Origin of the sequence: Gordonia jacobaea (assembly GCF_965344965.1) — a bacterium.
GTDB lineage: Bacteria > Actinomycetota > Actinomycetes > Mycobacteriales > Mycobacteriaceae > Gordonia > Gordonia jacobaea.
Genome location: NZ_CBDRLS010000003.1, coordinates 431,997 through 455,487 on the forward strand (window position 1 = coordinate 431,997; position 23,491 = coordinate 455,487).

The window sequence follows — 23,491 nt, forward strand, 5'->3', positions numbered from 1 at the left end:
ACCGGTAGCATCGTCGCCCGTGACCGAGACCATGACCTGGGCCCAGGCGATCGTGCTGGGAATCATCCAGGGCCTTACCGAGTTTCTTCCGATCTCATCGTCGGCCCACCTGCGCATCGCCTCGGAACTGATGTTCGGTGGCGACGCCGGAGCGTCGTTCACCGCTGTGATCCAACTCGGAACCGAGGCTGCGGTTCTCGTGTTCTTCGCCCGCGACATCGGCCGCATCATCACCGCCTGGTTCCGCGGACTGTTCAACGAACACGAGCGCAACCTCGACTACCGGATCGGTTGGTACGTGATCTTCGCGACCATTCCGATCGGCATCATCGGCTTCTTGCTGAAGGACGAGATCCGCACCGCTGCGCGCAACCTGTGGATCACCGCGATCGTCCTGATCGTGTTCTCGGGAGTGTTCTGGCTCGCCGAACGCGTCGCGACGCAGTCCCGGTCGATCGAGCAGCTCACCCTGCGCGACGGCCTTGTCATGGGTCTCGCGCAGTGCCTCGCCCTGGTGCCCGGCGTGTCACGCTCGGGTGCGACGGCAAGCGCGGGTCTGTTCCTCGGGCTCGAGCGCGAGGCCGCGTTCCGCTTCTCGTTTCTGCTCGCGATCCCCGCGGTGCTGGCGTCCGGGCTGTTCAGTCTCCCCGACGCCTTCCACCCCTCCGGCGACGGCATGGAGGCCACCGGCGCACAACTCGCGGTGTCCACGCTGATCTCCTTCGTCGTCGGTTACATCTCCATCGCCTGGCTGCTGCGCTTCGTCAGCGGACACTCGCTCAACTGGTTCGGCGTGTACCGCGTGGCCCTCGGCCTCGTCGTGATCGGTCTGCTCTCCGCCGGGGTCATCAGCGCGACCTGACCTGCGCCGTGTCGGCCGTCTGTGCCGCAGCGGGCGCGAGTGCCTATGGTTGAGGGATGACCGTGATCCTGGTTCGCCATGGCCGGTCGGTTGCCAATACCTCGGGCGTACTGGCCGGCCGCACGCCGGGCGTCGCCCTCGACGACAAGGGACGCTCGCAGGCGGCGGAACTGGTGAATCGACTCGGCTCGTGCGTCGAGCAGATCACCGCGGTGGCTCGCTCACCATTGCAACGGTGTGGTGAGACCGTTGCACCGTTGCTCGCAGCCATCACCGAGCAGACCGGTCGTCAGGTTCCCGAGGTGGTCGTCGACGATCTCGCAGAGGTCGACTACGGCAGTTGGACCAACCGACCGATCAAAGACCTCCTTGCCGAGCCCCTCTGGAAGGTGGTGCAGCAGCACCCGTCGGCTGCCGTCTTCCCTGACGGTGAGGGTCTGTCTCAGGTTCAGGCCCGTGCCGTTGCCGCCATACGCAGGCTCGACCGCGAACTCGGGGGGCCGGATGGCTCCGGTGTCTGGGTCGCGTGCTCACACGGCGACGTGATCAAATCGGTGATCTCCGACGCGATGGGTGCCCACCTCGACACCTTCCAACGGATCGTCATCGAACCGGCGTCGATCAGCATCGTCCGCTACGGCGCGACACGCCCGTACGTGCAGACGGTCAACAACGCCGCAGTGATCTCGATACCGTCGCCCCCGCCGAAGAAGAGCCACGACGCCGCCTCCCACGAAGCCGCAGCCGAGGACGACGCGACCATCGGAGGCGAGACCGGCGTCGACGACAACACCCTGCGACCGGCAACTTCTGCACAGGCTCCCGCCGGACGCGGATAATGAACACACGAGAAAAGGAGGTGTGATGTCTCGAGCGATCCATGTCTTCCGCAGCCCGGACCGGTTTGTCGCCGGTACCGTCGGACAACCGGGCGACCGGACGTTCTACCTCCAGGCTGTCCACGAGGCGCGCATCATCAGCGTGATGCTCGAAAAGCAACAGGTGCAGATCCTCGCCGATCGGATCGGCGCTCTGCTCGACGAGATCCATCGCAGGTTCGGCACCCCGATTCCACCGCCGTCCGACCGTGTTGGAGATCTCAGCCCCCTGGTGATGCCGGTCGACGCCGAGTTCCGGGTCGGAACCATGGGCCTCGGCTGGGATGCCGAGTCCGAGGCCGTCGTCGTGGAGCTGCTCGCCATCACCGAGGGTGAGTTCGACGAGAGCGTCGTACTCGACGACACCGACGAGGGTCCCGACGCCGTCCGCGTGTTCCTCACCACGCAGGCCGCGCGCGAGTTCGCCGCGCGATCGTCGCGGGTCATCTCCGCCGGGCGGCCGCCGTGCCCGCTGTGCGCCGAGCCTCTCGATCCCGCCGGTCACCTCTGTGTCCGCACAAACGGCTTCAAACGCGACGCAGAGCTGAGCAAATCGATCGAGTTCGTCGACCCGGAGGTGTTCCGCGATCTGTCGCTCGGCGATGACTCGGGTCTCTACGACACCGACGACGAAGGCGACGAGTCAGGAGAAGGACCCGACGCCGACAGCCCGGGGCGGGATTGACACCGATGCAACCGGGGGAGGCCGCAGGCGAGCCCGGTACGGGCGGCATCACCTCAGATGATGCGCTCCGCGAGGGAGAGCTGGTCATCGTCGGCCGAATCCCGACGGCGAGCAACGCGACCCTTGTCTGCGAGGCAACACCGTCCACCGGCGGCAGCGTTCGGTGTGTCTACAAACCGATTCGTGGCGAAGTACCGCTGTGGGACTTTCCCGACGGCACACTTGCTGGGCGCGAGGTGGCGTCGTACCTGATCTCCGAGGCGCTTGGCTGGCACACGATCCCGACGACGGTGATGCGCGACGGTCCGCTCGGCCCCGGAATGGTCCAGCGCTGGATCGACACCCCCGATCCCGATTCCGGCGACCTCCCGGCGGCCCGCGTCGACCTCGTGGACCTGTGCCCGCCCGACACCGTCCCGGACAACTATCGGCCGATCCTGCGGGCGCTCGATCCACTCGGAGAGCAGGTCGTTCTCGTCCACGCCGACGATCCGCGCCTGCTGCGGATGGCGGTGCTCGACGTCATCCTCAACAACGCCGACCGCAAGGGCGGACACGTACTCGAAGGTCTCGACGGCAACGTCTACGGCGTCGACCACGGCATCTGCCTGCACACCGACGACAAACTGCGCACGGTGCTGTGGGGCTGGGCGGGCGATCAGATCCCCGGCCACCTGATCGCCGATATCGCGACGCTCGCCGAGGCCCTGGAGTCCGACGACTCGCAGCTCCGCGCGGCACTGGCCCCACACATCACCGACGACGAGATCGACGCACTCACCCTGCGCGCCATCATCCTCGCCGAATCCGGCAGGCTTCCCATGCCGCCGCCTCACCGCCCCATTCCCTGGCCACCGTTCTGACGACCTATTCAGACAGCCCGTTCTGACAGCCCTGTTCGGACCCGTCTGAGAGCGGCCAATACAGTGGGACATATGCAATCGTGGCCCCAACCGGCTGTGCCCACCGTCGGCGGATCCGGACCCGCGCTCCGCCTGTACGACACCTCGAGCCGCACCGTCCGCCCCGTCTCGCCCGGCGCGACCGCGACCATGTACGTCTGTGGCATCACGCCCTACGACGCAACGCACCTCGGTCACGCGGCCACCTACCTCACCTTCGACATCGTCAACCGGGTGCTGCGCGATCAGGGGCATGAGGTGCACTACGTGCAGAACATCACCGACGTCGACGACCCGCTGTTCGAGCGTGCGGCCCGCGACGGCGTCGACTGGCGTGCGCTGGGCTCCGAGCAGATTCAGCTCTTCCGCGACGACATGACCGCGCTGAGCGTCCTACCGCCGCGCGACTACATCGGTGCGATGGAGTCCGTCGACGAGGTCATCGAGATGGTGGGCAAACTCCTCACATCCGGCGCAGCGTACGTCGTCGACGATCCCGAGTTCCCCGACGTGTACTACCGCGCGGACGCCACCGAGCAGTTCGGATACGAATCCGGGTACGACCGGGCGACGATGGAACGGTTCTTCGCCGAACGGGGCGGCGACCCCGACCGTCAGGGCAAGCGTGACCGCCTCGATCCCATCCTGTGGCGGGCGCGTCGCCCCGACGAACCGTCGTGGGAGTCGCCGTTCGGACCGGGACGTCCCGGCTGGCACGTCGAGTGTTCGGCGATCGCGCTGAACCGGCTCGGCGTCGAATTCGACATTCAGGGTGGCGGAAACGACCTGATCTTCCCTCATCACGAGTTCTCCGCAGCGCATGGTGAGGCGTACACGGGCGCCCGTCGCTTTGCGCGCCACTACGTGCACACCGGCATGGTCGGACTCGACGGCGAGAAGATGTCGAAGAGCCGTGGAAACCTCGTGTTCGTGTCGGTGCTGCGCCGTGCGGGTGAGGATCCCGCGGCGATCCGGCTGGCGCTGCTCGCCGAGCACTACCGCGCCGACCGCATGTGGAGCGATGCCGTTCTCGACGAGGGCCGCGCACGTCTTCACCGGTGGCAGACTGCCACGTCGGCGCCGACCGGCCCGGACGCCGCACCCGTCATCGCCCGCGTTCGGGAGCATCTCGCCGACGACCTCGATACGCCGAAGGCCCTTGCCGCCATCGACGGGTGGTGCCGAGATGTCGAGCAGGGAATCGGACAGTCGACGACCGCTCCCGGCGATGTCGCCACCGCCGTCCAAGCACTGCTCGGCGTCGAATTAGGCCACGCGACACGATGATCCGACGCGATTCGTACGCAGGCGGCGCAGCTTAGTAGAGTTCTCCGGGTGGCCCGCGTTCAGGAGATCCGACCCAACACCGAATCCGGCGTGTACACCGTGATCACACGGACCTCGACGTATCTGCTCGACTTCAACGACATGACTCTGCTGCGGGCTCCGGGAGTGGGAGGCACCGACAGCGAGGAGTGGGCGGTCAGCAGGCTGCGTCGCGACTCCGAAGACATCCCGCTTCTCGGTGTGAAGTCATGCCGAGTGGGCGAATCCGCACAGTTCTGGGTTCGCGCCGCCGACGACCCGGACGTACGCACCTGGCGCATCACAACGCCGGTCGTCTCCATCGAACGCATCGACTGACCGACGAGCGAGCAGCCCGTTGGACAGCGACCAGTAGCTGAAACTCAGCCTCCGAAAGGGCCGGGTCGACGCCGCTTGAGGTAGCGCTCGAATTCGGCGGCCAACGCGTCACCGTCGATCTTGGCCATCGCCTCGTCGGTGTCGAGTTCGGCGTCACCGCGCTCCTCGAGGCCTCGGACGTAGTCGGCGATCTCCTCGTCGTCCTCGGTCATCTCGGTGACCGCCTGCTCCCACTCTTCGGCCTGCTCGGGCAGCGTGCCGAGCGGTACCTCGATGTCGAGGACCTCCTCGACCCTGTTGAGCAGCGCGACGGTCGCCTTGGGGTTCGGGGGCGTCGACACATAGTGCGGGACCGCAGCCCAGAACGACACCGCGGGCAGCCCCGCTTGCACGAACAGATCCTGCAGCACCCCGGTGATCCCCGTCGGGCCCTCGTAGCGGTTCTCGGCGAGGTTATAGCGCTCGGCCGCTTCACTGCTGTAGGCGCTTCCGGTCACCGGGACCGGACGGGTATGGGGAGTGTCGGCGAGCAACGCACCGAGCATCACTGTCGTCTCCACACCCAGCTCGTGCGCGAGGTCGACGATCTCGGCGCAGAACGCACGCCAGCGCATGTTGGGTTCGATTCCGCGCACCAGTACGATGTCACGGTCGGCTCCCTCGGGGCTGCAGTAGGAGATGGACGTCGTCGGCCAGTCGATTCGGCGGGTGACTCCGTCGATTTGCTTCACCGTGGGCCGATTGACCTGGAAGTCGTAATAGTCGTCGGCATCGATGTCGACGAGGGGGCGCGCGTCCCAGGTCAGCGCGAGATGCTCGACGGCACTGCTGGCCGCGTCTCCGGCGTCGTTCCAGCCCTCGAAGGCAGCCAGCAGGATCGGCCGGCGCAACCGGGGAAGGTTCGACAACTGCTCTGCGTTCACTGAACCAGCCTACGACCTGATCACAAGAGAGAGCGAACTACGCTGAGAACCATGTCCAACCCCTCCCGTACCGCCACCGACTTCGACACGACGTTCGTCACGGACATGTCGCGTCGAGTATTGATCGGCGATGGGGCGATGGGCACCATGTTGCAGGCCGCGGATTTGACGCTCGACGATTTCAACAACCTCGAGGGTTGCAACGAAATCCTCAACGACACCCGCCCCGACGTTCTCGCAGACATCCACCGCGCCTACTTCGAGGCGGGCGCCGACGCTGTCGAGACCAACACGTTCGGCTGCAACCTCTCGAACCTCGGCGACTACGACATCGCCGATCGCATCCGCGAACTCTCCTTCAAGGGCACCTCCATCGCTCGCGGCGTCGCCGACGAGATGGGGCCGTCGAGTGACGGCACCGGACGTTACGTTCTCGGATCGATCGGCCCCGGCACCAAGCTGCCGAGCCTCGGCCACACCACGTTCGAGGCCATCCGCGACGCCTACTTCGAATGTGTCGCAGGCATGCTCGACGGCGGCGCCGACGCAATCCTCGTGGAGACCTCGCAGGATCTGCTGCAGGTGAAGGCTGCCGTGCTGGCCGCCAAGCGGGCGATGGCTCAGCTCGGGCGTCGGATTCCGATCATCTCCCACGTCACGGTCGAGACCACGGGCACCATGCTGCTCGGTTCCGAGATCGGCGCGGCGCTCACCGCCATCGAGCCGCTGGGCGTCGACATGATCGGACTCAACTGCGCCACCGGGCCGGCCGAGATGAGTGAGCATCTGCGGTACCTGTCACGGCATGCAACCATTCCGGTCTCGGTCATGCCCAACGCCGGTCTGCCCGAACTCGGCCCCAACGGCGCCGTCTACCCGTTGCAGCCAGACGAGCTGGCGGAATCACTGGCGATGTTCGTCGGTGAATTCGGGCTCTCCTTCGTCGGCGGTTGCTGCGGCACGACGCCCGACCACATCCGTGAGGTCGCGGCCGCGGTCGGCGGCGTGACCAAGGCGAAGCGGACCCCGCAGCACGAGTCGGAGACGTCGTCGCTCTACACCGCGGTGCCCTTCGACCAGGACGCCAGCTTCCTGGTCATCGGCGAGCGCACCAACTCCAACGGTTCCAAGGCTTTCCGCGAGGCGATGCTCGCCGAGGACTACCAGAAGTGTCTCGACATCGCCAAGGACCAGACACGCGACGGCGCGCACATGCTCGACCTCAACGTCGACTACGTCGGCCGCGACGGCGCAGCGGACATGACAGCGCTCGCCAGCCGTTTCGCGACGTCGTCGACGCTGCCGATCATGCTCGACTCCACCGAGCCGGAGGTGATCCGCGCAGGACTCGAGACGCTTGGCGGTCGGTGTGCGGTCAACTCCGTCAACTACGAGGACGGCGACGGACCCGATTCGCGATTCGCACGCATCATGCGGCTCGCCGTCGAACATGGTGCCGCTGTGGTGGCACTGACGATCGACGAAGAAGGTCAGGCGCGTACCGCGGACTGGAAAGTCCGTGTCGCAGAGCGGCTCATCGCCGACATCACCGACAACTGGGGCCTCGCCGAAGAGGACATCATCCTCGACACGCTGACGTTCCCGATCTCGACGGGTCAGGAGGAGGTCCGCAAGGACGGCATCGAGACCATCGAGGCTATCCGTCGGCTGCACGAGGCACATCCGGACGTGCACTTCACCCTGGGCATCTCCAACATCTCCTTCGGGCTGAATCCCGCTGCGCGCCAGGTGCTCAACTCGGTCTTCCTGCACGAATGCGTGCAGGCGGGTCTCGACACCGCGATCGTGCACGCGTCGAAGATCCTGCCGATGGCTCGCATCCCCGACGAGCAGCGCGATGTGGCGCTCGACCTGATCTACGACCGTCGACGTGACGGATACGATCCGCTGCAAAAGCTCATGGAGCTCTTCGAGGGCGTCTCGGCGGCGTCGGCCCGCGAAACCCGTGCGGCAGAACTGAACCGGCTTCCGCTTTTCGAGCGACTCGAGCGTCGCATCGTCGACGGGGAGCGCAACGGGCTCGAGGCCGATCTCGACGAGGCGATGACGCAGAAGCCGCCGCTGGAGATCATCAACGAGACGCTGTTGTCCGGGATGAAGACCGTCGGCGAGCTGTTCGGATCCGGCCAGATGCAGCTGCCATTCGTGTTGCAGTCTGCCGAAGTCATGAAAACCGCTGTGGCACATCTCGAACCGCACATGGAAGCCACCGGCGAGGACGGTAAGGGACGCATCGTGCTCGCCACCGTGAAGGGCGACGTCCACGACATCGGCAAGAACCTCGTCGACATCATCCTGAGCAACAACGGCTACGAGGTCGTGAACATCGGTATCAAGCAACCGATTTCGACGATCCTCGAGGTGGCCGAGGACAAGCGTGCCGACGTGATCGGCATGTCGGGGCTGCTGGTGAAGTCGACCGTCGTCATGAAGGAGAATCTCGAGGAGATCAACGCTCGAGGGCTGGCGGACAACTATCCCGTCCTCCTCGGCGGAGCGGCGCTGACACGGTCGTACGTCGAGAACGATCTGTCGGAAGCCTACGAGGGCGACGTGCATTACGCGCGTGATGCCTTCGAGGGTCTGCGCCTGATGGACGACATCATGGCGCTCAAGCGTGGTGGGGGATCGGTGCCCGAGAGCGCCGACTCGATCGCTGCCGCCCAGAAGGCCGCCGAGCGCAAGGCACGACACGAACGATCGAAGCGCATCGCCGCCAAGCGCAAGGCCGCGGAGACTCCGATCGAGGTGCCCGCACGCTCGGATGTGGCCGCCGACAACGACGTTCCGACGCCACCATTCTGGGGGACTCGGATCATCAAAGGCGTACCTGTCGCCGAGTACCGCCAACTGCTCGACGAGCGTGCACTCTTCCTCGGCCAGTGGGGTCTGCGCGGAGCGCGCGGCGGTGATGGGCCGTCGTACGAAGAGTTGGTCGAAACCGAAGGGCGCCCGCGGCTTCGCTACTGGATCGATCGGTTGTCGACCGAGGGCATCCTGCAGCACGCGGCCGTGGTGTACGGGTATTTCCCGGCGGTCAGCGAGGGCGACACCGTGCATGTGCTCACCGAGCCCCGCCCGGATGCCCCTGTGCGGTACAGCTTCTCGTTCCCACGCCAGCAGCGGCCGAAGTTCCTGTGCATCGCCGATTTCATCCGCTCGCGCGACGACGCCATCGCCACCGGACAGGTCGACGTGCTGCCGTTCCAACTCGTCACGATGGGCCAGCCGATCGCCGATTTCGCCAATAAGCTCTTCGCCGACGACGCCTACCGCGACTACCTCGAGGTCCACGGCATCGGAGTGCAGTTGACGGAGGCGTTGGCCGAGTACTGGCACCAGCGGGTGCGCAGTGAACTGACGGTGGGGGACAAGTCATTCGGGTCCGAGGATCCCGACGCGGCCCAGGGCTTCTTCGACCTCGAGTACCGCGGTGCTCGTTTCTCGTTCGGCTACGGCGCGTGCCCGAACCTCGAAGACCGCATCACGATGATGAAGTTGCTCGAACCGGAGCGCATCGGCGTCGAACTGTCGGAGGAGTTGCAGCTCCATCCCGAGCAGTCGACGGACGCCTTCGTTCTGCACCATCCCGAGGCCAAGTACTTCAACGTCTGAGCATGCGCGTCACGTGGCGCGCAGTACCTCGGTCAGCTGCGGGACGATCTGCTTCTTCCTGGAGACGATCCCCGGTGCCTTGGCGTGGCCGTCGCGAACGGTCACGCCAAGCGCCTTCTCGACGGCCTCGACAGGCGAGCCCACGACGAGTAGGTCGGAGTCGACCTTCAGCACGTCGGTGAGCAGTAGCAGGAACAGGTCGTATCCCTGTTGTCGCGCTTCGGCATTCATCGCTGCGAGGAACTCGTCGCGGCGTGCGAGCAGACTGTCGACGTCGACGGTGTTGATCTGTGCGACGCGGACCGTCGTCGACCCCATGGTGTAGCTCTTGGCGTCGCGGTCGATGAGTTCGGCCGCCGACGCGTCGCCGACGTCGGAGCCCGCGCGGAGTAGGTCGGTGCCGTAGCCGTCGAGGTCGATTCCGGCGCGCTCGGCGAGTTCGGTTGCCGCAGCTCGATCGAGGTCGGTGGTCGTCGGCGAGTGCAGCAGAAGTGTGTCGGAGATGATCGCCGACACCATCAGTCCGGCGACGTCTCGTGGCGGTGTGAGATCGTTCTCGCCGAACATCCGGTGAAGGATCGTGCACGTACAGCCGACGGGCTCGGCGCGAAACCACAGCGGCGCAGCGGTCTCGAAGTTGGCGATCCGATGATGATCGACGACCTTGTGGATGGTCACGTCGGCGAGATCGGCGACACTCTGCTGACGTTCGTTGTGGTCGACGAGCATCACACCGTCCGCCTCGGGTCGTGCACGCTCGATCACGCGCGGCGCCTCAACCCCGAAATGATCCAGCGCATAGCGAGTTTCGGGTCCGGGCGAACCGAGAGCCACCGCCTCGACGTCACGTGTGGGATCGAGCGTGCGCTCGAGATGCGCCATCGCGATCGCCGACGCGATGGCATCGGTGTCGGGGTTGCGGTGTCCGAAGACGAAGACCTTCGACATGACTCCTCCGGGGCTGCTCGGTGATGTCGGTGCTCTCTGCCGACACTACGGTCACTCCGCCCCGAGCGAGCTCATCCGGGGTGAATCCACTGGCGCGAACCAGACAGTCTCTTTCCACCGACCTCCCAGCTTCGCCGGTCACAGTGGGGACCATGTCGTCGACTCTCACTTCCGCAAGCCCTCCCGCACGTCCACAGACACCTGTCGCCGGCGGAACCGGCGCACAGCCCGACCCGACCCCGCGCGACGCGGTGCCACGGTGGGTGCGATGGGGTGTGCTGTGCGCTGTGCTGGCGGTGGGTCTCGGTGTGCGGTGGTACTTCCTCGACCGCCAGACGATGGACTACCAGAACTTCTTGAGCCGCTGGTACGACACTCTCGACGAGCAGGGTTTCAGCGCGTTCCGTGAGCAGTTCGCCGACTACAACTACCCCTACCTCTATCTGATCTGGCTCCTCACCGTGCTGCACGTGCCGTCACTGATCGGCATCAAGGCGCTGTCGATCATCTTCGACGTGGCGCTGGCGAGCTCGGCGTACCGGATCGTCGCACTGCGGACGGATCGATTCTGGTTGCGCGCGTTGGCGTTTGGTGTCGTGTTCCTCCTGCCGTCCGTGATCATGAACAGCGCCTGGTGGGGTCAGGCCGACGCCATCTACACCGCGTGCGTAGTCGCGGGGATCTACTTCCTGCTGCGCGCTCAAGGCAGCGATACTCGTCGGGGCGATGCTCGTGAAGGCGATTCCGGGCGACAGGCGCACGTCGGGAATCGCTCTGCGTGGGCTGTGCGTGCGTGGAATCCGTACGTGTCGAACTCCGTGGTCGCGTGTGTGTTCTTCGGCCTGGCGATCAGCTTCAAACTGCAGGCGATCTTCGTGTTGCCCGTGGTGTTGTGGTTGCTCGTTCGCCGTCGCATTCCCTGGTATGCCCTGCTGGCGATACCGGCCGTTTATGTACTGCTCGACCTTCCCGCGGTGGTGGCAGGCGCGTCGTGGTCGACGGCGCTCTCGGTGTATCTGAACCAGACCGACTCGTACAAGCAGCTCACGCTCGGCGCGGCGAACCTGTATCAGCTCATTCCGATCTCGGGAGACGCCACCTGGCTGGCGCATCTCGGTATCGGGCTGGCCGCGCTGGTGATCGTGGTGTTCCTGGCCTGGTCGTTGTGGAAGAAGCCGGCCGTCACACCTGCCTCGATCCTCGTGGTGGCAACGGCAAGTGCTGCCATCGTGCCGTTCCTCTTGCCCGCGATGCACGACCGATACTTCTACGCCGTCGAGATCCTCAGCGTGATCGTCGCGTTCTACCTCCCGCTGTGGTTCATCGCGGTGCCGGTCCTGATCCAGGCGTCGGCGATCGGCGTCTACCACTCGTCACTGTCCGGCGATCAGGGCCACGGCATGACCAGGCAGTTCCATGGCAACAGTGGTCGTGCCGGCCAGCCCTCCGGACAACCCGGGGGACAGCCGTCCGGACAACCCGCCGGGCAATCACCTACCGGCCAACAAGCCGGTCCCGGCGGACCGGGCCGACCGGGTGGACGCGGCGAACAAAGCGGGCCAGGTCGACCGGATGGACATGGCGGAAGCGGTGGCTACACGTCGGGCCGGGGTGATACCGCGCTGACCGTCTACGCCTCCCTGATGGCCGCGGCTGTGCTGGGACTGGTGATCAGCGTCGTCGACACCGTCAGACGCCCGGCCCCTCGCCCTGTGCACGATCACGCCGCCACGTGAGCCGAATCACCGGATTCGCTGCGCGTTGTCCGCATCGGCGATGATTCTCGGGTGACGACCTCGACAGAACCAGCCCGTCCGGCCGCGGTCCTCTGGGACATGGACGGCACGCTGCTCGACTCCGAGAAACTGTGGGACATCGCCGTCGCCGAACTCTCGGAACGTCACGGCTACACGATGACGCCGGAGCTACGGGAGTCGACGCTCGGCAACTCCATGACCGACGCGCTGACCAAGGTCTTCGACGCTTCCGGCGTGCCCGTCGACGAGCGTGACCATGCAGCCGACGAGCGATGGCTGCTCGATCGGGTGGCGCAACTGTTCGCAGTCGATCTGCCGTGGCGACCGGGCGCGTTCGAGGCTTTGACAACCATCGCCGCCGCCGGTATCCCGATGGCGCTGGTGACCAACACTTTGCGCGAGCTGACCGATCAGGCGCTCGACACGATCGGCCCGCACTTCTTCACGGTCACCGTGTGCGGCGATGAAGTGGAGCACGGCAAGCCGGCGCCCGATCCCTATCTGCGGGCAGCGGCACTACTCGGCGTCGAAGCCAGTCAGTGTGTCGCCGTGGAAGATTCGCCGACCGGAACGCAGTCGGCGGTCTCCGCCGGGTGCACGACGATCGTCGTGCCGTCGGCCGCCGACGTCCCGCAGGGTCCCCGACGCCGCTTTCGACGCAGCCTCGACGGTCTGACGATCCTCGACCTCGCACGGCACGACTAGTCGTTCGGCGATCCCGTGAGTCGATCCCATGTGCGCGCATGGGACAATCGACACCCGTGAAGACCTTCGATGAGTTGTTCGCGGAGCTGACCGACAAGGCGACCACGCGTCCCGCGGGCAGTGGCACCGTCGCCGCACTCGACTCCGGCGTGCACACACTGGGCAAGAAGATCATCGAAGAGGCCGGCGAGGTGTGGTTGGCCGCCGAATACGAATCCGACGAGTCGCTCGGCGAGGAGATCTCGCAGCTTCTCTACTGGTTGCAGGTGATGATGATCAAACGGGGCCTCTCACTCGAGGATGTCTACCGCCATCTGTAGGCCGTGACCGATTCGGTCCCGGCCCGCCCGACCTACAGACCACAGACGATTCATCGACATCCCCTGGAGTGACCATGCTGCGCGTTGCAGTCCCCAACAAAGGTGCCCTTTCCGAGTCCGCAGCCGCCGTGCTGGCCGAGGCCGGCTACCGAAAGCGATCCGACTCGAAGGATCTCACCGTCCTCGACAACAACAACGACGTCGAGTTTTTCTTCCTCCGACCCAAAGACGTCGCCATCTACGTCGGCGCGGGCACACTCGATCTCGGCATCACCGGGCGTGATCTCGCTCGTGACTCGGGTGCCCAGGTCGACGAAGAGCTCGCGATGGGCTTCGGGTCCTCGACCTTCCGCTATGCGGCTCCCGCAGGTCAGAAGTGGAGCGTCGACGATCTGGCAGGCAAGCGCATCGCGACGTCGTATCCGAACCTGGTGCGCGACGACCTCGCGTCGCGGGGGATGACAGCCGAGATCATCCGCCTCGACGGTGCGGTCGAGATCTCCATCCAGCTCGGGGTCGCCGACGCGATCGCCGACGTCGTCGGATCCGGACGGACTCTGCGACAGCACGGCCTCGAGGCGTTCGGCGAATCGCTCTGTGACTCCGAAGGTGTCCTGATCAGCCGTGCCGGCGTCGACCCCGACAAGCGCGCAACGCAGTTCATCAAGCGAGTGCAGGGCGTGGTGTTCGGACAGCAGTACGTGATGATCGACTACGACTGCCCTCGATCACTGCTGGAGCAGGCGACCGCGATCACCCCCGGTCTCGAGTCGCCGACGGTCGCTCCGATGGCCGATCCGGAGTGGGCGGCCGTACGCGCAATGGTGCCGCGTCGCGATCACCAGAACCTGATGGACGAGCTCTCGGAGCTGGGTGCGCGCGCGATCCTCGCGTCGGACATCCGGTCCTGCCGCTTCTGACGTCTGGCGGAAACCCGAGAAGCGCTCAGCGCGGACCGAGTAGCACCGTCTGGGCCGAGCGGCCCAAGAAGCCCCTGACGTCGTAGAGATCGGCGAATGTGGCGCCGTAGCCGTGGCTGCCCGCGGCCATGTCGGCATCGATGCCAAGCCACGGCGTCGACGGTTGGCCGACGAGGTGCACCGTGGTGTCGGTGTTCATCCAGGTCCACTCGTCGGGTCGCAGCGTCGTTCCGAGTCCGTTCGCCACGTCGATAACAGTGAAGACCGACTCCATATTCGACATGGTCTCGCCTTCTACCAGGTCGATCGAGGGCTTGATCCACACCGCGGGTGTCCGGCCGTGCAATCCCGGCGTCGCCGCGGTCTCCGTCGTCCCGATGAAGCCGACGGTGCCCCAGTCGACGCCGAGGTCGCTGTTTGCGGTGACACCACGAACCACGGGCAGTGTCTCCGGCGACGGCAACGGTTCGCGCGGCGCGTGGGTGATCGCTGCCGAATCCGTTGTGCGCATGCGCCACCCGACACTCTGTGCCGCCAGGCGATATGTACCGTCGGACTGCCTGACCTCGAGGTCGGCTTCGATCAGCGCAATCTGTCGTCCGGGGCGAACCGCCCTCGCGCGAACCCGATTGAGTCCCAAACCGATCGGCCCGAGGATCTCGGTCGTCACCCGGGTGAACTCTTGCGTGGGATTCGGCGCGCACCGTAGGAGACTGCGCATCAACAGACCCGCGGGAGGTCCTCCGTGCTGGATGTCGGAGGCCCACACACTCAGGGTTGCGGACGTGGGTGAGAAGTACTCGAAGTCGTCAGCGTCGTCGTCGGTGTTGGGGATGTCGTCGACGCGTTCGTAGTAGCAACTCTCCACGGCCCGACCCTAGATCACGTGAACCTCAAGCCCCCGATCAGGTCGGTGTCATCCGATCGGACGCTTTCATTCCTACGTTTAGACCAAATCGCTACAAGTCCACGTCGTCAGTGTGGTCAAACGACCACACTCGGGTATGTTCGCGACAGTTATTTTGACCATTGAGATCGCAATATTCGGTCACGAACATCCCTGCCGCCTCATCTGCAGCGGCACTGACACATGAGGTTGCCCGTGTACCGACTCCGGAAATCGGTCGGCAGTGCTGCCGTCGGTTGTGCGCTATGTGTGGGAACTGTTGTTCCTCTGGCCCTCTCGTCGACAACGGCACACGCCGGCGTACCGTCCGCGGAAGCAACTCAACACACCGTCGACGGCCTCGCCGCCTCCGGAGTCTTTCGTCCGTCCGAGCCCGACGACGGCACCGGTCCGGACTGGTTGAGTACGGCGATCGGAGCGCACAACGGCGATGTGCTGATCGTCATGACCCCTGGTACCGATGACGGCACCCTTTACCCGCGCCTCAGGGGCTTTCGAACCGGGGACAAACCGACATACATCATCGACTACCCCGAGTCGATCGGGCCGATCATCGGCGGACGCTCCGACGCCGCGCTGCCGATCTTCGCCCCGACCTACGACCAATCACGAGATGTGGCGATCACGAAGAACCTCGCGGCCATGCGAGCTTTCGCGACGCAGCAGGGTGCGAACCCCTTCGTCGTCTACACGGGCTACTCCCAAGGTGCCGAAGCCCTCGGCAACGCTGCCGAGCAGGCTGTCGCCGCCAATGAAGACGGCCCGTCGATCGATGTCGAGCGGTCCCACATCGTTCTCATCTCGGACCCGCGCAGCCCGTGGGGGCTGAAGGCCTGGGCCGCCGACCACGCGGCAGTGGCCGGACTGATGGAGATGTTCGGTGCCGAGTCCAACGGGGCGCGCGACCCGGAGGCAACCGGCGACCTGCCCGTGACGTCGGTGATCGTGGTGGGTGATCCCGTCGCCAATTTCCAATGGGCCTCGTCTCGACCGGTGAGCTCGCTCCTGGTCAACGCAGCGGGATTCATCACGATCCACACCGGGCTAGGCGAACAGAACTACGGCAACCTCATCGATTACAGCCAGGAGCCGACGGTCCTGCGCAGCGCCGACGGCAACACCACCTACCTCGTCTACACACCGAAACACCATCCGCTGACAGCGCTTGCTGTGCTGGTCAATAGTCGGCTCGGCATCGCCGTCGACGACGATGACGTTGCCCGCTGGGATAGCGTCAACAACGCGTTCTATCCGCTCCAGGCTCCGGGCGTGCAGAACGCGGCCGTCGACGTCGTCGACCCGACCGCTGCGGCCCGCATGGCACCGACAGATCTGCCGAGCTCGGCGTCGCGCGCCGCCGCCGAGAACACCGAGACGCCGGTACCCGCGACGCTGTCGTCGGATACCGAGGAGTCCGTTGGCGAGCAACAGCTCGACGCGGTCCAGCCGTCGACACGCGGCCGCCACCGCGCGCCCGAGCAGGCAACAACGCCTCCAACGCTTCCGACCACGTCCCCGGCGGCCCCGACGGTCGGTTCCCCGCAGATCACCGACCCGGCGTCGCAATCACCAGCAGGACCCCAAGCACCAGCAGGACCCCAGTCACCGGCGGCTCCGCCGACGCAGTCAGATGGACCTCGGCACGCGGCGCAGACACGGCCGGATGCGGCTGAAGACGGGGCGGCAAAGGACGGGGCGGCGTCGGAAGGCGGCAGGCACGCGGTGACCGGGCAGGGTCGGCATGCAGCCGAGAACACCGAGAATGCCGCTTAGGCAACAGGATTCGGACGAGAAGGACTGACAGTCGCGCGATCAGGCGACGAATCCGGGCGGGGGACCGGGGTACTCGGGGATCTCGCCACCGAACTCGGGACACCGAGACTTGTGTTCGCACATCCGGCACAGGGCTGATCGTCGAGGCCGGAAGTCTCCGGAGGCGACCGCTTCGCGGATCGCCTGCCAGATGGCCGAGAGCGTACGACCGAACCGTTCGAGCTCGTCACGGTCGGGTGTGTAGCTGAGCACCTGGCCGTCGGAGAGATACATCAGTTGGAGGCGGTGGGGAACCACACCCCTGATCCGCAGGATCGCCAGCGCATAGAACTTCATCTGGAACAGCGCTTTGGCTTCATACCCCTCACCTGGTGCGCGGCCCGTTTTGTAGTCGACGATGCGGATCTCGCCGGTAGGCGCCACGTCGATTCTGTCTATGAAGCCACGCATCAGGACATCGTCGCTTTCGATCTCCACGTGTTCTTCGACGGACTCGGGTGTGAACGCGGTGGGATTCTCGAGGCGGTAGTAGTTGCCGATCAGCTTGATGGCTTTTTCGACGAACTTGTCGTCGTCGCCGTCGAGTATGGCGCCCAATGAGGGGTCGGCTTCGCACATCGCCGCCCACGCACCCTCGACGAGGAACTCGGCAGATTCGCGGGTTCGGAGCTCGGCGGGCAGATCGAACAGATTCTCCAGCGCCGCATGGACGACCGTGCCACGCGTCTGCGCCTGCGTCGGCGTCTCCGGGAACCTGTCGATTGCCCGATAGCGGTAGAGCAACGGGCATTGCTTGAAATCAGCGGCCCTCGACGGCGACAGGGCAAGCGGCCGTCCGACGAGTCCACGCCCATGTCCCCGCCCACTCGTCTCCGGACTCGACGATGAGGATGTCGCGGGCGCCTTGGCCGAAGACGTCGCAGGATCGTCGGCCGTTCCGTCGTTCCGGACGATGGGGTCGGCGGAGGACCCGGAGTACGCAGTCATGCTCACATTTGGCAGGGTAGGTCGCGGCAGTGACATTGCTGCCGCCCGACATGCGCACCCTGACCTCGGATCTTTCCCAACGGTCACATGCGTCACAGCAGTCTCGAGAGGAAACACACATGGCGTCGAGTGGCGTGTTCGTCGTGGGCGATAGAGTCCAGCTCACCGACGCCAAGGGCCGTAAGTTCACGGTCAATCTCGAGTCCGGTAAACAGTTCCACACCCACCGTGGCGCCATCTCGCACGACGATCTGATCGGATCGCCCGAAGGCAGCATCGTCAAGGCCACCAGCGGCACCGAGTACCTCGCTCTGCGGCCGCTGCTCGTCGATTTCGTCCTGTCGATGCCGCGCGGAGCTCAGGTCATCTACCCCAAGGATTCCGCGCAGATCGTCAGCGAAGGCGACATCTTCCCGGGTGCTCGAGTTCTCGAGGCCGGCGCCGGATCCGGCGCCCTGACATGTTCGTTGCTGCGGGCCGTCGGGGCAGAAGGCGAAGTCGTGTCGTACGAGATCCGTGAGGATCATGCCGATTACGCACGCCGCAATGTCGAGACTTTCTTCGGCGGGGCGCCCGACAATTGGTCGTTGACTGTCGCCGACCTCATGGAGGTCGACACCAATGAGCGATTCGACCGCATCATCCTCGACATGCTTGCGCCGTGGGAAACACTCGACGTCGTCCGAACGGTATTGAAACCAGGCGGGGTTTTGACTGTGTATGTGGCAACGGTCACCCAGCTGTCGCGGGTCGTCGAAGCGCTCCGTGAGCAGGAATGCTGGACCGAGCCGCACGCGTGGGAATCGCTCGTCCGTGACTGGAGTGCCGTTGGCCTCGCCGTGCGACCCGAACACAAAATGCAAGGACACACGGCCTTTCTCATCACCGCACGACGCCTGGCGGACGGAGTCACAACCCTGCGTCCCCAGCGTCGACCGACAAAGGGATGAGTTCAGCTCAGAGGGTATGAACAAAGCGCGGCTTCGCCGAAGAAACACCGCGAATACGTTGCGAAGACTCACATTTAACACGCCGTCAACACCACGTATCGCGCGGTGCGCGGCGATATTTGCCGCCTCCCGGTAGCGTGGTGTTACGGCGCAACCCACTGGGGTAGTCGCCGGGGAGAGGAGTCAGCAATGACCGAATCTGATCGCCATGAAGCCTCCGGTGAGAATGTGGCAGACGAGACCGCAAGCCATGATCTCAATTCGTCCGGGGACCAATTCACTCCTGCTTACACGCCCCCGCTGCACGCAGAAGCCGGCCGCCCTTCCTTCGGGCGTCCAGCGGATGCCTCGGACCTCCAGGAGCGCGTCGACAATCTGACGACACGCAACGCCAAGCTCCTGGAAACCCTCAAGGAAGCGCGACAGCAACTCGTTGCCCTCCGCGAAGAGGTCGACCGTCTCGGGCAACCACCGAGTGGGTACGGCGTGCTCCTCGAGATCTACCCCGATCAGACCGTCGACGTCTTCACGTCGGGCCGCAAGATGCGGCTGACGTGCTCGCCCAACATCGACCTCGACTCGCTGAGCAAGGGTCAAACCCTGCGCCTCAACGAGGCACTGACCATCGTCGAGGCGTGCGAATTCGACTCGGTCGGCGAGATCAGCACGCTGCGCGAGGTTCTCGGCGACGGCCAACGCGCACTGGTCGTCGGCCATGCCGATGAGGAACGAGTCGTGTGGCTCGCCGAACCGCTACTCGGCGATGTCGACGGTGAGGACGGCAAGCGTCGCAAGCTACGCCCCGGCGATTCGCTGCTGATCGACACCAAGGCCGGCTTCGCATTCGAGCGGGTGCCCAAGGCCGAGGTCGAGGATCTCGTCCTCGAAGAAGTGCCGGACGTCGGTTACGAGGACATCGGTGGTCTCGGTCGGCAGATCGAGCAGATCCGCGACGCCGTCGAACTCCCGTTCCTGCACAAGGACCTGTTCCGCGACTACTCGTTGCGTCCGCCGAAGGGTGTGCTGCTCTACGGACCTCCCGGTTGCGGTAAGACGCTCATCGCGAAGGCCGTCGCCAACTCGCTTGCCAAGAAAATCGCGACCGCGCGTGGCGACGATGCCAAGGAAGCCAAGTCGTACTTCCTGAACATCAAGGGTCCGGAGCTCCTCAACAAGTTCGTCGGCGAGACCGAGCGACACATCCGGCTGATCTTCCAGCGCGCACGTGAGAAGGCATCGGAGGGCACGCCCGTCATCGTCTTCTTCGACGAGATGGACTCGATCTTCCGCACCCGCGGATCAGGCGTCTCGTCCGACGTCGAGACCACCGTCGTGCCGCAGTTGCTCAGCGAGATCGACGGTGTCGAGGGCCTCGAGAACGTCATCGTGATCGGCGCGTCCAACCGTGAAGACATGATCGACCCGGCGATCCTGCGCCCGGGACGTCTCGACGTGAAGATCAAGATCGAGCGTCCGGACGCCGAGTCGGCTATCGACATCTTCTCGAAGTACCTCGTCGAGCAGCTTCCGGTGCACGCAGACGATCTCAACGAGTTCGGCGGCGACCGCACCGCATGCGTCAACGCGATGATCGAAAAGGTCGTCGAGCGGATGTACGCCGAGAGCGACGAGAACCGGTTCTTGGAGGTCACCTACGCCAACGGCGACAAGGAGATCATGTACTTCAAGGACTTCAACTCCGGCGCGATGATCCAAAACGTCGTCGATCGTGCGAAGAAGTACGCGATCAAGTCGCAGTTGGAGACCGGCGCCCCCGGTCTGCGGGTGCAGCACCTCTTCGATTCGATCCTCGACGAGTTCGCCGAGAACGAGGATCTGCCCAACACCACCAACCCGGATGACTGGGCGCGTATCTCGGGCAAGAAGGGCGAGCGGATCGTCTACATCCGCACGCTGGTCACCGGTAAGAGCTCCGGCGCAAGCCGTGCCATCGACACCGAGACCAACACCGGTCAGTACCTGTAGATCTTCGGTTCCTGCAGGTCTTCAATACAGACAACTGCGGCCGACCCGTTACGGGTCGGCCGCAGTTGTGTGTGGCGCGATGTGTCTGGCCCAGGTGTATTCGGGTTACGAGGGCATCGCGGGCGGCTCGCCTGCCGACGCCGGGTAGCGCACCAAGCCCAGTTCGGCGTCGTCGGTGAGCAGCGGATGCCGCGGCAGCACACGCGCGGTGTAGCCGAGCACCCCGGATCGATACGGTGCGACGGCTGCTTGGTAACGAGTCCGGCCGGATGCGTCGGTCCCGGGCACCGGTTCCATCGGCGAGTGCACCGCGTCGTAGATGTCGCCGTCGTCGGTCACCCGACCGAGCACGGCCTGCACGGTCACCTCGTCCGGCGCGAGTTCGCCGAGTGAGACGTGCGCAGTGAGGTCGAGCTCGTCGTCTGGAGTCGTCGACTCGTCGATACCGGCGATCGCCACCGACTTCCATGACGACGCCAGCGTCGAACGGTACGAAGCCAGCGAGGTGGCCAACGCGTACCCGTCCGCGCACGCCTGTTGGTACGAAATCCCTGCCGGCACATAGAGTTCGAGGGTGTAGTCGCGGACCATGCGCGATGCGAGCACCTTGGGACCGAGCACGGCGAGGGTGTGGCGGACCATCTCCACCCACCGCGTCGGCACGCCGTCCTCGCGTGAGTAGTACAGCGGCACGACGGTCTCCTCGAGCAGCGAGTACAACGCCTCGGCCTCGAGGTCGTCGCGACGATTCTCGTCGTTGACGCCTTCGGCCGACGGAATCGCCCAGCCGTTCTCGCCGTCGGCCATCTCGTCCCACCACCCGTCGAGAATCGACAGGTTCAGCCCACCGTTGAGCGCCGACTTCATCCCCGACGTTCCGCACGCCTCCATGGGGCGTACCGGATTGTTGAGCCACACGTCGCAGCCCGCGTAGATGTGTCGCGCCATCGAGATGTCGTAGTCGGGGAGGAAGACGATGCGGTCGCGCAGTTCGGGATCCTCGGTGAACTTCACGATCTGCTGGATGAGCGCCTTGCCGCCGTCGTCGGCCGGATGCGCCTTGCCGGCGACGACGAGCTGCACCGGCCGCTCCGGATCGGTGAGGATCCGGCGCATCCGGTCGGGGTCACGCAGCATCAGCGTCAGTCGCTTGTAGGTGGCCGCCCGTCGCGCGAAGCCGATGGTCAACGAGTCGGGGTCGAAAAGGTCTGCGGTCCAACCGAGTTCGGCGTCGGTGAAGTCGCGGTCGCGGCCACTCGCATAGGCACGACGACGCACCTCGTCGACGAGACCTGCCCGCAACTCCGAGCGGATCGCCCAGAGGTCTGCGGCGGGCAACGCCTCGTAGACCGCGGGCGCCGCCTCCTCGTTGCCCCCACTGACGTCCTGCCATCTGCGCGCAACCCACGTCGGGCCGTGCACGCCGTTGGTGACCGCACCGATCGGCACCTCGTCGGCGTCGAATCCGGGCCACAGGTCGGAGAACATCTCGCGACTGACCGCGCCGTGCAGTTGCGACACCCCGTTGGATCGCTGCCCGAGGCGAAAACCCATGTGCGCCATGTTGAACACACCCGGATTCGACTCGTCGCCGAGTTCGAGAACCGTGCTCGCCGACAGCCCCGGCAACAGATGCGACGTGCCGTCGGGCCCCGGATCGAGGTAGAAGCGCACGAGGTCGTCGGGGAAGCGGTCAATTCCGGCGGGGACGGGTGTGTGCGTCGTGAAGATCGTCGACGCTCGGACCACGGACTCCGCGGAATCGAAGTCGAGCCCAGCGGAGTCGACGAGCTCGCGGACCCGCTCGACGCCGAGGAACCCGGCATGGCCCTCGTTCATGTGAAAGACGGTGGGCTGTGCGCGTTCTGCGAGACGGACGTACTCACGCAGGGCTCGCACCCCTCCGATGCCGAGCAGGATCTCCTGCTTGATGCGGTGATCCTGATCGCCGCCGTAGAGGCGGTCGGTGATGCCGCGCAGCTCGTCGTCGTTGGCAGCGATGTCGGAATCGAGGAGCAGCAACGGGATTCGACCGACGGTGGCAACCCACACCTGTGCATGCAGCGTGCGCCCGCCGGGCATCGAGATCTCGATGATCACCGGCTTCTCCGCGGCATCGGTCAGCAGCGTCAGCGGTAACGCGCCCGGATCGTTGACCGGATACCGCTCGATCTGCCAGCCGTCGTGGGACAGACTCTGCCGGAAGTAGCCGCACCGATAGAAGAGTCCGACGCCGATCAAGGGCAGACCGAGATCCGACGCCGCCTTGAGGTGGTCGCCTGCGAGGATGCCGAGACCGCCGGAGTAGATCGGCAGCACCTCGGAGATGCCGAACTCCATGGAGAAGTAGGCGATGCCCTCGGGCATGGGGTCTCCCGAGTCCGCCCGGTCGCCGTACCACTGGGGCGACGTGCAGTATTCGTCGAGGTCAGCACGTAGCGCGGTGAGTCGCGCGAGAAAGTCGGAGTCGGTCGACAACTCTGCGAGTCGCTCCGGCGATACCTCCGCGAGCAACCGCAGTGGATCGCCCGTCGCTTCCCACCGCTCGGGGTCGACGGTGGCGAACAGGTCCTGGGTCGGTGCGTGCCAGACCCATCGGAGATTGTGGGCGAGAACGGCGAGATCGGACAGGGGAGTGGGCAACGGAACCCGAACGGTGAACCGGCGGAATGCTTTCACGTGTAGAAGGTCCCACACGAGCGTCGCCG

19 protein-coding genes are annotated in these 23,491 nt (G+C 65.3%); 14 read left to right on the forward strand and 5 right to left on the reverse strand.

Annotation, left to right across the window (positions count from 1 at the left end):
- Nucleotides 1–19: 19 nt before the first annotated feature.
- The 6 genes from ACRVY7_RS12715 (at nt 20) to ACRVY7_RS12740 (ending at nt 4,971) form a co-directional block, all read left to right on the forward strand.
- Nucleotides 20–862 carry an undecaprenyl-diphosphate phosphatase gene (locus ACRVY7_RS12715; RefSeq protein ID WP_431817295.1) on the forward strand — a complete coding sequence of 281 codons (843 nt, stop codon included), beginning with the start codon at nt 20–22 and terminating at the stop codon, nt 860–862.
- A 56-nt stretch (nt 863–918) separates the two neighbouring features.
- A complete protein-coding gene (locus ACRVY7_RS12720; protein WP_431817296.1) occupies nt 919–1,701 on the forward strand; it encodes an MSMEG_4193 family putative phosphomutase in 783 nt (260 codons plus the stop codon).
- Nucleotides 1,702–1,726: 25 nt separating this feature from the next.
- Complete coding sequence (locus ACRVY7_RS12725; RefSeq protein WP_049697361.1) at nt 1,727–2,425, forward strand: DUF3090 domain-containing protein; 699 nt, start codon at nt 1,727–1,729, stop codon at nt 2,423–2,425.
- 5 nt (nt 2,426–2,430) lie between these two features.
- The gene (locus ACRVY7_RS12730) at nt 2,431–3,288 is read left to right on the forward strand and encodes an SCO1664 family protein (protein WP_431817297.1); all 858 of its coding nucleotides are present in this window, start codon (nt 2,431–2,433) and stop codon (nt 3,286–3,288) included.
- A gap of 72 nt (nt 3,289–3,360) precedes the next feature.
- Nucleotides 3,361–4,614, forward strand: coding sequence for a cysteine--1-D-myo-inosityl 2-amino-2-deoxy-alpha-D-glucopyranoside ligase (mshC, locus tag ACRVY7_RS12735; RefSeq protein WP_431817298.1), 1,254 nt, complete (start codon nt 3,361–3,363; stop codon nt 4,612–4,614).
- Nucleotides 4,615–4,662: 48 nt separating this feature from the next.
- Nucleotides 4,663–4,971, forward strand: coding sequence for a hypothetical protein (locus ACRVY7_RS12740; RefSeq protein WP_005202917.1), 309 nt, complete (start codon nt 4,663–4,665; stop codon nt 4,969–4,971).
- Nucleotides 4,972–5,015: 44 nt separating this feature from the next.
- Here ACRVY7_RS12740 and ACRVY7_RS12745 read toward each other — a convergent pair whose 3' ends face one another.
- Nucleotides 5,016–5,894: a PAC2 family protein gene (locus ACRVY7_RS12745; protein WP_049697364.1), complete on the reverse strand. Its 879-nt coding sequence runs from the start codon at nt 5,892–5,894 to the stop codon at nt 5,016–5,018.
- A gap of 51 nt (nt 5,895–5,945) precedes the next feature.
- Between ACRVY7_RS12745 and metH the strand changes: the two genes are divergently transcribed.
- Nucleotides 5,946–9,530 carry a methionine synthase gene (gene metH / locus ACRVY7_RS12750; RefSeq protein ID WP_431817299.1) on the forward strand — a complete coding sequence of 1,195 codons (3,585 nt, stop codon included), beginning with the start codon at nt 5,946–5,948 and terminating at the stop codon, nt 9,528–9,530.
- A 9-nt stretch (nt 9,531–9,539) separates the two neighbouring features.
- Here metH and ACRVY7_RS12755 read toward each other — a convergent pair whose 3' ends face one another.
- On the reverse strand, nt 9,540–10,478 hold the full coding sequence (locus ACRVY7_RS12755) for a manganese-dependent inorganic pyrophosphatase (RefSeq protein WP_431817300.1): 939 nt from the start codon (nt 10,476–10,478) through the stop codon (nt 9,540–9,542).
- A 152-nt stretch (nt 10,479–10,630) separates the two neighbouring features.
- Between ACRVY7_RS12755 and ACRVY7_RS12760 the strand changes: the two genes are divergently transcribed.
- From ACRVY7_RS12760 to hisG, 4 genes are all read left to right on the forward strand, one after another.
- The gene (locus ACRVY7_RS12760) at nt 10,631–12,214 is read left to right on the forward strand and encodes a hypothetical protein (RefSeq protein ID WP_431817301.1); all 1,584 of its coding nucleotides are present in this window, start codon (nt 10,631–10,633) and stop codon (nt 12,212–12,214) included.
- 51 nt (nt 12,215–12,265) lie between these two features.
- Nucleotides 12,266–12,940: an HAD family hydrolase gene (locus tag ACRVY7_RS12765; protein ID WP_431817302.1), complete on the forward strand. Its 675-nt coding sequence runs from the start codon at nt 12,266–12,268 to the stop codon at nt 12,938–12,940.
- A 38-nt stretch (nt 12,941–12,978) separates the two neighbouring features.
- Nucleotides 12,979–13,260, forward strand: coding sequence for a phosphoribosyl-ATP diphosphatase (locus ACRVY7_RS12770; RefSeq protein WP_197494490.1), 282 nt, complete (start codon nt 12,979–12,981; stop codon nt 13,258–13,260).
- A gap of 74 nt (nt 13,261–13,334) precedes the next feature.
- The gene (hisG, locus tag ACRVY7_RS12775) at nt 13,335–14,180 is read left to right on the forward strand and encodes an ATP phosphoribosyltransferase (RefSeq protein ID WP_431817303.1); all 846 of its coding nucleotides are present in this window, start codon (nt 13,335–13,337) and stop codon (nt 14,178–14,180) included.
- Between the two features lie 25 nt (nt 14,181–14,205).
- Here the strand turns inward: hisG and ACRVY7_RS12780 are convergent, their stop codons facing one another.
- Nucleotides 14,206–15,048, reverse strand: a complete 843-nt coding sequence (locus ACRVY7_RS12780; RefSeq protein ID WP_431817304.1) for a thioesterase family protein — start codon at nt 15,046–15,048, stop codon at nt 14,206–14,208.
- Nucleotides 15,049–15,336: 288 nt separating this feature from the next.
- Here ACRVY7_RS12780 and ACRVY7_RS12785 point away from each other — a divergent pair, with 288 nt between their 5' ends.
- Nucleotides 15,337–16,860, forward strand: coding sequence for a PE-PPE domain-containing protein (locus tag ACRVY7_RS12785; protein WP_431817305.1), 1,524 nt, complete (start codon nt 15,337–15,339; stop codon nt 16,858–16,860).
- Between the two features lie 39 nt (nt 16,861–16,899).
- On the opposite strand, the gene ACRVY7_RS12790 is transcribed toward ACRVY7_RS12785, so the two are convergent.
- The gene (locus ACRVY7_RS12790; protein ID WP_431817515.1) at nt 16,900–17,847 is read right to left on the reverse strand and encodes a RecB family exonuclease; all 948 of its coding nucleotides are present in this window, start codon (nt 17,845–17,847) and stop codon (nt 16,900–16,902) included.
- Between the two features lie 119 nt (nt 17,848–17,966).
- Between ACRVY7_RS12790 and ACRVY7_RS12795 the strand changes: the two genes are divergently transcribed.
- Both ACRVY7_RS12795 and arc read left to right on the forward strand, forming a co-directional pair.
- Nucleotides 17,967–18,797, forward strand: a complete 831-nt coding sequence (locus tag ACRVY7_RS12795) for a tRNA (adenine-N1)-methyltransferase (protein WP_431817306.1) — start codon at nt 17,967–17,969, stop codon at nt 18,795–18,797.
- 189 nt (nt 18,798–18,986) lie between these two features.
- Entirely contained in the window at nt 18,987–20,783 is a 1,797-nt protein-coding gene (gene arc, locus ACRVY7_RS12800; RefSeq protein ID WP_049697373.1) for a proteasome ATPase, read from the forward strand.
- Between the two features lie 105 nt (nt 20,784–20,888).
- Here the strand turns inward: arc and glgP are convergent, their stop codons facing one another.
- Nucleotides 20,889–23,462 (reverse strand): alpha-glucan family phosphorylase, encoded by a 2,574-nt coding sequence (gene glgP / locus ACRVY7_RS12805; protein ID WP_431817516.1) that lies wholly within the window; start codon nt 23,460–23,462, stop codon nt 20,889–20,891.
- Nucleotides 23,463–23,491: the final 29 nt, after the last annotated feature.